The organism is Bradyrhizobium forestalis (genome assembly GCF_002795245.1).
Taxonomy (GTDB): domain Bacteria; phylum Pseudomonadota; class Alphaproteobacteria; order Rhizobiales; family Xanthobacteraceae; genus Bradyrhizobium; species Bradyrhizobium forestalis.
Window position 1 is genome coordinate 105,110 of sequence record NZ_PGVG01000015.1, and the last position, 13,493, is coordinate 118,602.

The following is a 13,493-nucleotide window of genomic DNA, read 5'->3' on the forward strand; positions in this document are numbered from 1 at the left end:
AGCCTGTCATTCTCAGTCCGGAGAGAGATATCGTGTGCCGGCTTATCCATGATCTGGAAAGCGGGTACTGTCCCGAATGTTTCGCACTTTTGATCAGGCGACGGCTCCGGTTTCAGAGAGTTGTAGCTGATAGAGCGGTCGCCGGCAAAGCCGAGCCAATCTGTCGGCTTGGGAGGTTCGGCCGCCAAGGTGAATGGCATGCCGAAATTAAGACAACAAGGATCGTGGCAAACACCAATATTGCGATCGGTGTCAGGCCGGGAAGATTATTAGAATTCATCGCTTTGCCGCAGTTGGATCAAAATGGCCTGCAAATGCGGTGCTCTTCCATTCCGCTTGGCCGGAGTGCGCCATGCCAACACGACTGTGCGAGCATCGATAGGCAGCTGGGCGAAATGCCCATAATCCACACGGAGTAGCAGACGCGCCGAGGCGCCCCCGGGAGGGGATGGATCCTATTTGTGACCTAATGCGCTAAGGAGTCCGATCGCAACGGGTATCAGGGCGACGCAAGCCCACAAAGGTGGCGAGCCAGAGTTTAGACCGGCAATGAATATCCCGATGCCAAATCCAACGATAAAGACCGAGATCGCATAGGCAACTACTGCGTCCATCAGTCGATCCACAAGCAACAGGATCGATGGCCTTAAGGACTCGCCGCAGTACAAAACGTTCCAGCGCACCGAAAACGTTAGCCGGCGACGAGACGGTGCGCACGGTGTTGTATGAAGCCGCCAACGTTCTGCTATCGCGTTCGCGGACCGGACCCAAATCATAAATGCGTGCTCTGGGCACGATGGGTGCATCTGGTTCTTCCGGCCCCGTCTCACCGACTGTTGCGCCATATTTTCCTTCGACCGACTACACCTGCGACGACCTCAGGCCCGCCAGGCTCACGCCTTGGCTGCGACCGGAGCCCTGTAATTCTCCTGCTTGACAAGTAGCGCCCAGACGATCGGCGCTATCTTGTTGGCGAGCGCGACCGTTACCAGCATGCGCGGTTGCAAGCCAGCATCTGTTCGAGCCAAGACCCCTTTGGCGCGCCGCGTTTGCTCGCCTGTTGCACGACGGCGCTGCTGCCGATGATCAGGAGGCGTCTGAGCGTGCGCTCGCCCATTTTGGATGTCGCGCCAAGCTTCTGTTTGCCACCCCTCGATCTTTGAAGGGGCGTGAGGTCCAGCCAGGCGGCAAAGTCGCGGCCCTTGGCGAAGGTCTCGACCGGCGGTGCTAAGGCGGCGATCGCGGTGGCGGAGACTGGGCCAGTACCGGGAACGGTCATCAGCCTGCGCGATACTTCATCCTTTCGTGCACGCCGTGCGATTTCTTTTCGAGATCTGCGATCTGGCTGTTGAGGCCGGCGAGCAGGTCTAACATCAATCGGAACATGGTGTGGGCCGCTTCGGGAAGCGAGCTGGCCATCGCTTCTTCGTCGATCAGGTCGGCAAGCATCGCCACATGCGACGGACCTTTGGGTGCGATCCAACCATATTCGGTGAGGTGTCCTCGGATCACGTTGATCAGCTGGGTTCGCCGCCGCACCAACAGATCACGGGTTCCGAACAGCAGACCCGCCGCCTGCTGCTCTTCGCTCTTCATGGCCACGAATCGCATGCTCGGCCGCTGCGCCGCTTCGCAAACCGGTTCGGCATCGATCGCATCGTTCTTTTGCCGCTTCACGAACGGTTTTACGTAGGCGGGCGGGATCAGCCGAACTTCATGGCCAAGCTGAGTCAGCTGACGAGCCCAGTGATGTGCTCCACCACATGCCTCCAGCGCCACCGTGCAACTCGCTGCGCCGCGAAGAAATCCAGCAGCTTTCCTCGGCTGATCCGCTTGCTGAACATGCTCGACCCCGCACATCCGCTCCCTGCGCGGTGCTTGGCGATATCCAGACCGATTGTGATAACTTCTGACACGGACGCCTCCTTAAGTGGTGCTCAACACCTCCACTTTGGCACATCGATGCCGTCGGGCGGGGCGTCCACATGGGGTAATCGCAGGAGCGAGCTGCCCTACAACCAATCACGAGCCTTGGAGGGCGGCTGTTTCCCGATCGGATGGAAATACGGGCTCACGACTGGACCCCGGGCCCAAGCATCGAATGGAGAACAGCGATGGACGAGTATATTGGTTTCGACGTGTCGATGAAAGAGACGGCAATCCGTCGAGCGGGTGAACGAATCTGGCGCGGCGAGTGCGCATCGGATCCCAGATCACCGAACTCATCCGCAAGCGTGCGCCGGCCGTGAAACGAGTGGTGTTCGGCGGCACTCGATATGGCGGCGAACAAGACGGACGCGAACGATGCCGATGGGTTGACCAGCTGGCGGAAGTCGGGTTCTTTCGTGAGGTGCGCGTGAAGGGATTCGACAGTATGCTGACCCGCACGCTTGTGGCGGCGCGCACGCGGCTCGTCCGAATCGCTACCGAGCTTTCCAACCAGATCCGCGGTGTCATGAAAAGCTTCGGTCGGGTCGTTCCAGCCGGAAAGGGAAGCACCTTCGAGAAGAACGTCCGGAGCCTTCTTGCCGATCAAGACGGACTTGCATCGATCGTGCTTCCGATGCTGGAAGCCTGGCGTGGCATTCGCATCGCGCTGCCGAACTCGGACGCCAGTCGGTCCGCGACGCCCGACAGAGTCAGGCTTGCCGCATCCTTGTCCATTCCCGGCATCGGTGTGATCACCGCAACCACCTTCCACGGCCATTGAGGAGCCGGACAACTTTAAGAAATCACTCTGTTGGTGCGTGGATCGGCCTGACGACGCGCCGCTATCAATCCGGAGAAGTCGATTATGACGGCCATATATCCCGACGTGGCGACCGTCATTTGCGAGGGCTTTTGTACGAAGCAGCGACGGTCATTCTCACGCTCAGCTCAAGCGAAAGCACGTTGCGCACGTGGGGTTTGCAGCTCCGGGAAAGAATCGGCTTCAAAAGAGCTGCCGTGGCTGTGGCGAGCAAGCTGGCAGTGATAATGCATACAATGCTTAAGACTGGCGAGCTGTTCAATCCGACAGCCGGAGCCATCGCATGAATCCGATTAGCGTTCTGAAGCTGAACGCTTGAGGTGTCCCTTGCCGGGACATGAGCCGAGCCATTCCGCTGATGGGGTTGCACCGCTGACTCAGCAAAGTGCGTCGTCCACATTGAAGGGCTCGTCCCGCGAAGCTCCATCATGCGGCGGCTACTGTCGACCGCGAAGACAACCGTGCACCCGGCAAGCACTTCAACAACATTATATGCTTGACCTTTCAGCAACCATTAGACAACCCCATCATAAACGGGATGGTGCGGGTCAGAGCCCGTTTAGGGATCAAGAGCGTCATCCTGCATCGGCGCTCGAAGTCGAGCGATAATTTCGCCTGCTCGCGTACCGTCCTTAGCGATAGTACTAAGTGCTCGCCGGGCTTCTTCCAGATCTGGCGGTTGAGTGCCCAACCAGTTTAAGGCGGCCTCTGCATTGAGAATCGCGGCTGTGAGCGCGTCGACGACAGCACTATAGGTGCGCACAACCTCTGCTGAGGTCTGCAATGGCGCTTCGCCCTTCGCCTTGCGCGGATTTCCTTTTGGTTCGCTGAACCGGCTGCGATGCACCTTGCGCCGCCTTAGGTGCAGAAGGGCGTTTGCAGCCTTGCGGATCAGATCGAGTACCAGGTCGGGCTGGGCCCGCTTGGGTACGCGGCGGCCGTCGATCTTAAAGACAGTCGAGCGTTTTGTGACAAGACATTGAAGGGCCGGTTGCACGATGCTGGCCTTGCCGCCCAAGATGTACCAACTCGGCTTCCACTTCCAGGACATAGCGCGCTCCTCTAGTGGGTCATGAGAACGCCTCGGCGCTGTCGGCCGGGGAACCGTTTCAACGTCGATGCAACGAACCAACGCCTTCCGGCCAGCTCATTGTGAGTTTGTGAATATATGCTCATAAGCCACAATACCGGGCGTCAGGTCAGTTGTCCGCGCAGTTCCGGTTCAGGTGATCCAGCGGGTTTGCGGCGCAACCATCCCTTCATTTTGAGACCGTCCCGCATGTTGAGAGCAAGAAGTGTAATGTTTGTTGCGCCCGCGACGAGCTCGATCGCCTGCACAGCATAGAACGTGGCATCGAATTCTGCCGCCTGAGCCTTGGAAGCAAGGAAGAGCGCAGACGGAATAAGAATCAGGATTCCGTTTCCTGCAATGAATGGCATGCGCTTGAATTTGGCCCCGATCAGTCCGGCCCGGCGCCCCTTTGCCAAGATGACACCTGTACCACCGGTCGCAGCGAGCGCCGGAATCAGCAACAAGAAACCCCACGGTATGGTGCTCTTAACCGTTGCAACTGTGGCATGGGACGCGAACAGCTCGCTGAGTACCGTCGAAAGCCAAAATGTGCCTATCGTTGCGATAGCCAAGGCGCCAGCGACAGGATGGATTAACTTGATCATGAGTATCTTCCCTTCCTAAAAACAGCAGGGCTCGGCAACGCAGATGCCGGGCACGGCAACTTTCTGGAACAGATGAGGGGAAGCTATCGCCGAGGCCGGATAGGTGGCGATTTTTGCTAGAAAGTCAGGATGGGTGAAGGCCGCGCGGAACTGTGCGGTGGATTCCCAGACGGCGTAGTTCAGATAGGTCGAACTGTCGCCGAGAGCTCTGTGCAGCTGAGTGGAAATGAAGCCCGGCTGTCGCTTCATGAACGCTGCGTCGTCCTGCCAGGTTTTGAGAAAAGCCGCCTCATCGGCTTTGTCGAGAGTGAATAAGTTCACCAGGACGACCGAATTTGCCTCGATAGCAATCTGGCGGTCGATCGGGAAGGAAGGGTCCAGTGGGCGTAGCAACGACATGAGTGCCTCCATCGCTATTTAATATGTGATGCCTAATTGGTATTATGATTACATAGCAGATTGACATTATGGTGTCAATATAAAGCAATGGTGACAAATGAAAAAAGCCGAGCGAACCCCCGAGGGTGACGCCCTGACCGACCTTGTTCTCGATCTATTCAGGCTCGACAGCCTACTTCTGACGGCCGGCGACCGTCTGGTCGCCCCGCTTGGCCTAACAAGCGCACGCTGGCAGGTGCTTGGCGCCATTGTGTCCGCCGAACGTCCCCAACCGGTCGCTTGGCTCGCACGCGACCTCGGCGGCAATCGTCAAAACGTGCAGCGGATTATCAATGATCTGCACAGGGAGGGCCTCGTATCTTTTGAGGTCAACCCGCATCACCGACGGGCGCAGCTCGTCGTGCTCACTGAGAATGGACAGCGTGCCTTCGAAGCCGCAATGGAATTGCAGGCTCCCTGGATCAACGATCTTTCAGAAGGGCTATCGGTCAAGGATATACGGATTGTCCATCGCGTGATCACGGCCTTGCGAGATAAGCTTGAGGGCGCGGGCGGCTGTGCCACCAGTTTCTCGAAATAGAACGCTGCCGGGCTCGAAATACATGTCCCGGCAGCGTTTCATTCTCAAACTGAGCCCTGAAATCCCAGTTAGCGCTACCCTAGCAATGGCCGTGCCACAGGTTCGTGACAGGAAACAACAAAACGGCCTCAAGCATTTTCCGGGGCTGGCTCGGACGCTGAGGCCGTATGGCCAGCGAGGAACGAGCAAGCAAAAAGACGACGACCGGCACCAATTTCTGAAGATCACTAGCCAGAACAAGGCTCGCCAGCGCGGAGACCGGCAGCCAATTGAGGCGACCTTACCGGCTCGCCCGGTCTGCTGCCTCCGGACCCCAGCTCGTCCCACGCGAGCTGGGGCATCATTTGCGTCGATTCACAAATGTGAATCCCGAGGGGGTGATTTTTTGGGATTAAGGTGCGTTTGCCGCGACCAGATAGCGGCAGACCTCTCGGTCCCAGCTCGTTTTTCGATCCGGAAAAACCTCCAGGCTGGGGCCGGTTGGTCTACGTTGTCAGCACCTTTCCCGGCTCCAGCAAACGCACGAAAGTCCTGCTCTCGTGTAGCTCGAGCCAGCCCTTCTAAACAGCGTGCTTGCCAGCTCCGAACTCCGGCCCGCTGGCCTTGAGCGTGTAGAGAAATCGCGCATTGATCCGCTCGATGTAGATGCGGCCATCCTGGACCGGCTCAATGCTGGCTGCCAATCCGACAAGCTTGCGCGCGGCGCTTCAGGGCTGGCGTAAGATCGTTCAGCCTAACGCCCGGTCCCACCCCCGTGGCGGAGCTTCACGGAATGTCATCATCCAGGTCACGGCTGCGAGTCCATTCGAGGTATCGGTCGGGGGAATTTCGGAACAGCATGGCCCCTCCGGTTTTCGGATTACGTCACTGGAGGCTAGTAGCGAGCACCTGGAGCCACGGCGAGTAATTGATTTTCCGCGCGGCTTTAATCCGTGCCCGTGCAACACCGAAGCAGACGTACCAGAAATCCGGGAGGCGTTGACAACTGCACCGGCAACTGTTGGACACGCCGTCGCGGCGTTGAAAGCACAGCGCGAGATTACCAGTCGAGATTAGAAGGACGGCCGGACTCCGTGTTGGGTGGGGGGCTTTGCACAACTGACGACAATTTCCAATGGCGGCATCTCTACGCGGATCATTCATCGTTGGTCTGATGATGTCGTCGGGCAGAAGGTGGCTGCGCGTTGATGACTCGCGAGCCAAGTATGAAAATCAATCTCGGCAACTTGCCCTGGCGTCTTCGCTTTCGTTGACATCGACGACAACACGCGAGCGATGCAGCGCCAGGCGCTGAGAACGCTCATACGCGTGGGCTCGGATTCAATCCCTTCCTGGCGCACATCTCGGTAATCACTTGGCGCGCGCCTACATTCGAAGGCGAGGCGCGCAGGCCGCCTATAGCGGGGCGTCCTATTCTTGGACAGGAAGGATTCAAGCGACGCGAGTAAGCTGGAGTCGGCGAATGATAACTCATTCTTCAAGCTCGTCGAGCAAGGCGTTGCGCTTGTCCTGGCGCTCGCAAAGGTATTCAGCAACCGAACGCTGCGTCTTCTGCCACTCGATGCGATCTTCCGCGGTCCAAAGGAAGCACTCACGTTCGAAGCGAGTTTTCTCGCGGTCGTGGAATTCCTCGTAGAGTTTGATATCACGCTCCACTCCATCAAGTTGTTCGCGAATAGTATTAGGCATGGCGGTCCCTTGGGGCGTTGCCTCCAGCCGATGCCGGTCATCGGCTCAATACCAGCGGTTAGCAACAGTGGTTTGACCGATCCATGGTTTGTTCACAAAAGATATTACGCGAGATTCTAAGCAGGCCCGCAGCGTGACGGCGATCTATAGCCGCCCGCCTTGTCAGCTTTCGGAAAGGTAGTCCGCGTAAAACGCCTTTGAAGTTGGTGGCGAGTGGCAGGGACAGCGCAATGGCACCAGAACGGTCGGCGCCGAGTCATGTTCCAGCTAACTTCAAATGGTAGCGCGGGCGGGGCAGGGACAGCGTTTGATCCAACGCAACCGAACAGCGCCGAGTCTCGCCCGCACTACCTGCGACCTGAGACTGATCGCCAAGTCACCGCCCTGTCTTGGTAGTTGCTCTAGGGCAGTCGTCCGGAGAATACACCGCTGTCAGCTTCTTGCCCTCGCTTGAAGCTGATAAGTTAGCGGCACGTGGCAGGGACAGCGCTTTATCGGTCCACTTCAAAGCGCCGAGTCACGTGGCCGCTAACGTTCCCGCTGTTTAGGTCTCGCGGCTGCCACCGTGAGCCCGGTGTGATCCTTGAGGCTATCGATTACCTTGAGCGCGGCTTCGAGTTCATCTCGAGACGCTTCGTAATCCGCAGAATGCCGCTCGCGAGCTCCTCTCGGCTGATTTCTGCACCGTGAGCAACTTTTTATTCGAGGTCTTATAGCTTCGCACTTGCGTAGCGAGATGTGCTAAGCATCATCCGGCTCCGTCCTGATTAAGGGTCCGGCATCCGCCGAAAATGTCCCCTATATCCCTAGAATCTACGCATTCTTTAGGGATTTGGCCCCATGTCTCAGTTCAACGCGCCCCATTTCCAGACCCACGAAGCCGCCCGCGCTTACCTCGAAAAGCTGCGCTGGGGCGACGAGCGCGTTTGCCCGCACTGCGGCGTGCAAGAGGCCGCCACGCAAAGCAGCCTCAAAGCGCTTCTGCGCTTCCTGTTCATCGTATTCGCTTTCGCCGCGAGGCTTTTTAGACATGTCAGAGCCAACGGATTGTGAAATTGAGCTGATGACTCAGCTTTTAGCTTGCCTGAAGAAAGAACAGGATAGAGCCATATTCACCGCTATCGGCATCGCTCTATCTGGCTTCGCTCGACTAGAAGAAAACTTGGTCACGGTTGCAGCCACACTGCTGGGCGTCAACAAACGCAAAGTTGGCCTAATCTTGTATTCCATCATCAACTTCCAAACCTGGCTCTCGATTATAGACCAACTGTTTGCCGAAGATGAGATTTATGGCGCCCTAGCGCCGCAATGGACAAAGATCAGCTCAGGAATCCGCGCGATCAAGGACGACAGAGATCGATTTGCTCACCACTCCGCACTAGGAGCGGCATCGCATACGGGAAACTAACCCCGTCTCGGTGGGACCCTCGAACAAAATCAGTAAAGCAAGGGCAGATGTCCACAGACGAGGTTTATGAGTTCATTACCAAGGTTACGCGTCTGGCAGGAAAACTGACCAACCTAATCGACGCCATGACGGCGATTGCGAGAGCATCGCGAGGTAGACCCGCGTAACCGCGTCACGATCAGCAAGAACGCAAGGGTTCTCGACGGCGCCAGTTTCCCATAGCACACCGACGCCCGCGTCGATCATATCGGGCGTCAGTTCAACATCGGGCGCGCCAGCCCCCGGCTTTCGCCGGTGACGGGCTCGTACCTCTGAGCGCCTCGAATTCGTATAAGGTCGAAAGAGGGCAATCCGCGAGATGGGGACAGATGTTCCCGCAACGCCACGGGAATTATACGCCACCGCGTCCATTTCTGAGCCGATAACTTCAGCCCGGGATCGCCAATCGGCCAGCTGTTCTTCAGTTCGCTGTGGCCCTACGTGTCTTCTGCCGGTGTATGGCTTGGCCTACGGACGTAGTCCGTGAATGCTTGGATTGCCGCTACCACTTCCGTCCTAGGCACGGCGTTACTCCTATGAGCGGAGCCAGCTCGAACAGTTGCAGGCCAAGGGTTTTAATATGACAGGCACGCCGGGAAGGCGGCAACCCACTGGTGCGGGTAGGTGCCCTCCGGTAATTTTTCGACGATTTGCTTTGGTGGCCCCTTGGGAATTTAAGCCTCTCGGGAGCGAGGGCGCGGTCAGCTTTGCTACCAGACGGAACGCTGGCCGTGTTGAAGTTAACGGTGCGTGGCAGAGACAGCGCTCATCGGTCCACTTTCAAGCGCCGAGTCACGTCGCCGCTAACTTCACTGGCAGCGCGGGCGTGGCGGGGACAGCGTCCGATCCCTCCCAGCTGACCGGCGTCGAGTCGCGCCCGCGCTGCCTACGGTCACTGAGATTGAGATCATTCGGGGCACTCGGCTAGGAGCGGGAGAACATTGTCTGGTTGAATGTCGTCGGCCGTTGTCTTGATGTACTTGTGCCCGTTGTGCGTGGCCCCAACCACACTAACCCTGCGTCCATTTTCTTCGACATAGAACTCCCATTCGGCGCTCTCGATATCTTTGACAACCTGGTCGATGGACCGCTTCCACGGCTTTCCATCGGGGTTTACTCCGCCGACATGTGTTATTCTTTCGTGAGGATTCTTTCTGTCCGTCTTATTGGCGTAACGAATGCGTGCGCGTTTGGCCATTTGAGTCTCTCCCAAATCTGCAAGCCTGAGGCACTAGCTTAGACCGGAGCAGTCAATTCGACCGGCTGCCAATTCAGGTAGGTGCTTCCAGTCCTTCTCAGCGATACTCCTTGATCGCACCCCTTGGGAAATTGAGCCTCTCGGGAGCAAAGGTGGCCAGCCTCACTCTTCGAGGACGGGCTGGCCACCGAAGTTAGCGGCTCAAATCCATGGGCGCAGTACGGGCTAACGGATGCACATATTCGAGCGGCACATCACGTCCCTGCGGTCGCAAGCGCTTGCGGCCAATCAGGCCCACGCGGTCGATCCGTCTCTGAGCCCATCAGATCGCCAAGTCGCGACATCTAAGGCCGCTGAGGCTCAGGCAATGGGGGACATACTCGATTACGTGAAACCCAATCTTGGGTCGAAGGAGGCACAGAAGATCACTGCACGCATACGCGCTCTTCTAGGGGCGCCGCGTGAGTGCCAACCGGTTCGGGTGGGATGCCTGTGAGACTTTCGCCAGCGCGCCGCGCCCGCACTGCTCCCGGTGTGCGGGTTAGTCATAAAAGGCACTGGGTGCGCTCGCGATAGCTGACGAAAGGCTGGCGGACTGTCTTGCTTCAATCACGACCGACAGTCTGCCAGGACTTCAAGTCGTCCCCGAATGAGGTGCCCCAGCGCAGGTAGCATGCCGGGGCGAGAGTTGGGCTGCGGTAAGCCAGAAATCGAGCCACGACTCGATCATCATGACCGAGTGAATGTAGAGCAGCATCACGCACCGCTCAAAATCGCAGCGCGTTGCAAATCTACGTCATACTCCCTGCAGCGGCGGTAGGATACTCGTTCGCGCTTTGAGGTGCAGTCCAAGCACGCAAGAAAACGGCAGTTGCCAACCGCGCATAGGTGCGTCCCGCTCTGATATGAGCGCATGACCGTCGCGGTGGAAAGCTCTCCTATGCAACGCTACTACTTCCCGATCATTCGCGCCGGGCGCCTACAGCCAGACGAGGAGGGTGAAATGTTCGGCTCGGCAGATTTCGCCAGTCAATATGGCGCTCTGCGTTGGCCAACCTCACACCTGGCCCATCGACGATAGATTGGCCGTCGTTGAGGAAGATGACGCCTGCAGATTCGAGGGCGCGCTTCGGCACATCAAGGGTAGCGTGCTGCGGAGTGGATTTACTGCCCTCGAAATTTCTGATCGTCGCGTTGCCGACTTTGGACGCATCGGCCAATTGCTGTTGTGACCACCTCTGATTATAACGGTTTGATCAAATCTAGCTAGTCCTAGCGGTTGCCGCTTGCATTGATGCCCGCTATCGCTAGCGATATCGAAAATCGCTATATCGCTGAATGCCGCAGACCGCCGAACGCCCCACCACGCTCTCCCAATATCTTTCCACCCACGAAAAGGTGCGAAACCTGGCCCGTGGCCTGCTTCCCGACGCCGTCGTTGAAGAGATGACGCACACAGCGTGCGGGATCGCCGAAAGGGTGCTCGATGCGCCCGCGCAGACTGGCGCGAACTGAGCCGGAAGGTCCTGGTGCTGAATGATGAGTTGCCCTATGAGCCTGAGTGGCTTGATCGTAGCTGTGAGAGCCTCCGGGAGGACGCCGCACGCCTGCCGCTGACGGGATGTTCGCACAGGCGGCTGAATAGCCGGAAGCGGATTAACGAGAAAACGGGCCGACACAAAAGTGCCGACGGGGGCGTTTTTCTTGCCTATTTGCCGCCCAGCGCTAACGCTCTAAGGACCGCGTAAGGGGATACGGTGAGCAAGGCACGCGAGTTTATAGATTTCTGGACCGAGAACAGTATCCACGCTGTCGAGCAGTATCGAACTGCCGGCGCCTCGCAGGATGTGGCGGAACTCTCGCGGCGTCTAGTCGAGGCTGCCAAGGGGCAGGATATTTCAGAAGCGGATTTGCAGGCTGAGATTGGCGAAATCTCGGACTACATTAGAGACCGGCTCAAGGCCGCGAACAAGGCTGAAAGCGAAAGGTGGAAGCCTTCTTAGGCCTTGTCCAGAATATCCCCGGGTTCCAGGTTAAGCTCCTCAAACGTGCGCTGCTGCTTGGTGTCAGGTCGACACTCAATACTTCCGCAGTCCATCCTTCAGGAACGGCGGAGAGGACCAGCGTCAGCGCTTGGCTGGGCTTGCTACGGCGAGCCAAACCTGCGTTTCATCGTCATCACCGGTCGCCTCAACGACCGTGAAGACTTGCCAAAGGACTGTCCCACGACAGCCAATCCTGTCAGCGACGGTTGAATGGCAAACTGCCGTCTTAATCTGGCGGCCTCAAGCCCCGCGAGTGGAGCCACTCGCTTATATTATGGGAGCCAGTGTTGAGCGCCGATGCGTCCGACTAGCCAGCCTCGGGAAGGCTACCATTCAAGTGCATATTCGGTGGACAGCCGACACGAGAGTTTCGACCTCCTGGAATGTATTGTAGTAGTGCGGCGATGCGCGGACGATATCAGGAAGGTCTCTGCGCGTTGAGTCTAACGGGGTGCTTGTTGGTGGTGAGACTGACACATTGATTTTCCCTGCTGCCAACCGACGCATGACCTCGCGTGCACCCACATTGCGAATGGTGAAGGAGACGATTGAAGCGGGACGATCTCCGAGATCGTGCAGCGACACTCCCGGGATTGCGCCGAGTGCTGCGCGCAATTCGTTCGCAAGCAGGCGGCAACGTCGTTCGATTCTATCGATGCCGATTGAAAGTGCGTAATCGACAGCGACCCCAAGTCCAACCCGGGCCGCATAGTTCGCTTCCCACGTCTCGAATCGTCGTGCGTCCGATCTAAGTTCGTAGCGCTCAGGTCCAACCCAAGGTGCGCCGAACAGATCTATCATGGCCGGTTCAATGTCCTTTAGGAAATCGTCGCGCATGTAGAGGAAGCCGGTTCCGCGCGGACCACGCAAGAATTTCCGACCTGTTGCCGTCAGCATGTCGCAACCAAGTGCGCGGACGTCGACGGGGATCTGGCCAACAGCCTGGCACGCATCCAGCAGGTAGGGAACACTATGAGTGCGCGCAATGCGTCCCACGGTTTCCGCTGGGTTCACCAAGCCGCCGTTGGTCGGTATCCACGTGATGGCGATCAGCCTTACGCGCTCATCAATCATTCGCTCGAGCGCCTCCGGGTCCATAACCTGATCGGCGTCGTCGGGTATAACCTCGACCCGTGCGCCCGTACGGCGGGCGACCTGCAAGAACGCAACATAGTTTGCCGCAAACTCTGCGGAGGTGGTCAGAATTCGGTCGCCAGGGCCAAAGCGGAGCGAATAGAAGGCGCGTTGCCATGCCAGAGTGGCATTCTCAGTCAGCGCAATTTCTTCGCGCTTTGAGCCGACTAGTCGAGCAATGCTATCGTATACGCCCTCCAAACGCGCCGTGCTTTCAGCACTCGCTTCGTAGCCGCCGATTGTGGCTTCGCGCCGGAGGTATGCGACCATGCCATCGACGACGGGGCTCGGCATCAACGCAGCGCCGGCATTATTGAAGTGGATTCGGTGTGCAACGCCGGGCGTATCCGCTCGCAAGCGAACGACGTCGGCATCGGAAAGATCGCTGATCGAGCTTGCAGTTTGCTTTCGAATATTATGCACCCGAAGTCCCTTCTTCGCGACGCGGTAGATGGACAGATTCGCAGGCACTACCGGTCTTCGATCAACATCTCTGGAAACATGCCTGACAGAAGAGCCCAAACCCGCCATTTTAAGGCCCACAATGCCAAAATCCGTCATTTGCGGCTTCATAG

General features: G+C 57.9%; 11 protein-coding genes and 3 pseudogenes. 6 read left to right on the plus strand and 8 right to left on the minus strand.

All coding sequences use genetic code 11. The features are described from left to right. Positions 1-893: 893 nt before the first annotated feature. Positions 894-1,916 (minus strand): annotated as a pseudogene (locus CVM73_RS19390) (IS110 family RNA-guided transposase). Between the two features lie 198 nt (positions 1,917-2,114). Between CVM73_RS19390 and CVM73_RS19395 the strand changes: the two are divergent. After that, positions 2,115-3,036, plus strand: a pseudogene (locus tag CVM73_RS19395) (IS110 family RNA-guided transposase). Positions 3,037-3,308: 272 nt separating this feature from the next. Here the strand turns inward: CVM73_RS19395 and CVM73_RS19400 are convergent. From CVM73_RS19400 to CVM73_RS19410, 3 genes are all read right to left on the minus strand, one after another. Next, the gene (locus CVM73_RS19400) at positions 3,309-3,800 is read right to left on the minus strand and encodes a hypothetical protein (protein WP_100233491.1); all 492 of its coding nucleotides are present in this window, start codon (positions 3,798-3,800) and stop codon (positions 3,309-3,311) included. A gap of 143 nt (positions 3,801-3,943) precedes the next feature. Continuing rightward, positions 3,944-4,426: a hypothetical protein gene (locus CVM73_RS19405; protein ID WP_100233492.1), complete on the minus strand. Its 483-nt coding sequence runs from the start codon at positions 4,424-4,426 to the stop codon at positions 3,944-3,946. A gap of 15 nt (positions 4,427-4,441) precedes the next feature. Further along, positions 4,442-4,825, minus strand: a complete 384-nt coding sequence (locus CVM73_RS19410) for an antibiotic biosynthesis monooxygenase family protein (RefSeq protein WP_245452358.1) — start codon at positions 4,823-4,825, stop codon at positions 4,442-4,444. Between the two features lie 97 nt (positions 4,826-4,922). Between CVM73_RS19410 and CVM73_RS19415 the strand changes: the two genes are divergently transcribed. After that, positions 4,923-5,405: a MarR family winged helix-turn-helix transcriptional regulator gene (locus tag CVM73_RS19415; RefSeq protein ID WP_100233494.1), complete on the plus strand. Its 483-nt coding sequence runs from the start codon at positions 4,923-4,925 to the stop codon at positions 5,403-5,405. A 560-nt stretch (positions 5,406-5,965) separates the two neighbouring features. Here the strand turns inward: CVM73_RS19415 and CVM73_RS41645 are convergent. Both CVM73_RS41645 and CVM73_RS19425 read right to left on the minus strand, forming a co-directional pair. Continuing rightward, a complete protein-coding gene (locus tag CVM73_RS41645) occupies positions 5,966-6,088 on the minus strand; it encodes a hypothetical protein (RefSeq protein WP_347338461.1) in 123 nt (40 codons plus the stop codon). A gap of 787 nt (positions 6,089-6,875) precedes the next feature. Next, positions 6,876-7,094, minus strand: a complete 219-nt coding sequence (locus tag CVM73_RS19425) for a hypothetical protein (RefSeq protein ID WP_100233495.1) — start codon at positions 7,092-7,094, stop codon at positions 6,876-6,878. 840 nt (positions 7,095-7,934) lie between these two features. On the opposite strand from CVM73_RS19425, the pseudogene CVM73_RS41780 reads away from it, so the two are divergent. After that, positions 7,935-8,069 (plus strand): annotated as a pseudogene (locus tag CVM73_RS41780) (transposase); the annotation flags it as partial. Positions 8,070-8,124: 55 nt separating this feature from the next. After that, positions 8,125-8,502, plus strand: a complete 378-nt coding sequence (locus CVM73_RS19440) for a hypothetical protein (RefSeq protein ID WP_146006626.1) — start codon at positions 8,125-8,127, stop codon at positions 8,500-8,502. Positions 8,503-9,448: 946 nt separating this feature from the next. Here the strand turns inward: CVM73_RS19440 and CVM73_RS19445 are convergent. After that, positions 9,449-9,739, minus strand: coding sequence for a DUF3892 domain-containing protein (locus tag CVM73_RS19445; RefSeq protein WP_100233497.1), 291 nt, complete (start codon positions 9,737-9,739; stop codon positions 9,449-9,451). A gap of 1,338 nt (positions 9,740-11,077) precedes the next feature. Between CVM73_RS19445 and CVM73_RS19465 the strand changes: the two genes are divergently transcribed. Both CVM73_RS19465 and CVM73_RS19470 read left to right on the plus strand, forming a co-directional pair. Then, entirely contained in the window at positions 11,078-11,254 is a 177-nt protein-coding gene (locus tag CVM73_RS19465) for a hypothetical protein (RefSeq protein ID WP_205751234.1), read from the plus strand. A gap of 242 nt (positions 11,255-11,496) precedes the next feature. Further along, positions 11,497-11,742 carry a hypothetical protein gene (locus CVM73_RS19470; protein WP_100233499.1) on the plus strand — a complete coding sequence of 82 codons (246 nt, stop codon included), beginning with the start codon at positions 11,497-11,499 and terminating at the stop codon, positions 11,740-11,742. Between the two features lie 375 nt (positions 11,743-12,117). On the opposite strand, the gene CVM73_RS19480 is transcribed toward CVM73_RS19470, so the two are convergent. Next, positions 12,118-13,479 carry an aminotransferase class V-fold PLP-dependent enzyme gene (locus CVM73_RS19480; protein ID WP_430641311.1) on the minus strand — a complete coding sequence of 454 codons (1,362 nt, stop codon included), beginning with the start codon at positions 13,477-13,479 and terminating at the stop codon, positions 12,118-12,120. Between the last annotated feature and the right edge of the window lie 14 nt (positions 13,480-13,493).

Coding starts and splice junctions, on each gene's coding strand:
- CVM73_RS19400 (WP_100233491.1), bottom strand. CDS start 3,800: ATGTCCTGGAAGTGGAAGCCGAGTTGGTACATCTTGGGCGGCAAGGCC.
- CVM73_RS19405 (WP_100233492.1), bottom strand. CDS start 4,426: ATGATCAAGTTAATCCATCCTGTCGCTGGCGCCTTGGCTATCGCAACG.
- CVM73_RS19410 (WP_245452358.1), bottom strand. CDS start 4,825: ATGTCGTTGCTACGCCCACTGGACCCTTCCTTCCCGATCGACCGCCAG.
- CVM73_RS19415 (WP_100233494.1), top strand. CDS start 4,923: ATGAAAAAAGCCGAGCGAACCCCCGAGGGTGACGCCCTGACCGACCTT.
- CVM73_RS19425 (WP_100233495.1), bottom strand. CDS start 7,094: ATGCCTAATACTATTCGCGAACAACTTGATGGAGTGGAGCGTGATATC.
- CVM73_RS19440 (WP_146006626.1), top strand. CDS start 8,125: ATGTCAGAGCCAACGGATTGTGAAATTGAGCTGATGACTCAGCTTTTA.
- CVM73_RS19445 (WP_100233497.1), bottom strand. CDS start 9,739: ATGGCCAAACGCGCACGCATTCGTTACGCCAATAAGACGGACAGAAAG.
- CVM73_RS19465 (WP_205751234.1), top strand. CDS start 11,078: ATGCCGCAGACCGCCGAACGCCCCACCACGCTCTCCCAATATCTTTCC.
- CVM73_RS19480 (WP_430641311.1), bottom strand. CDS start 13,479: ATGACGGATTTTGGCATTGTGGGCCTTAAAATGGCGGGTTTGGGCTCT.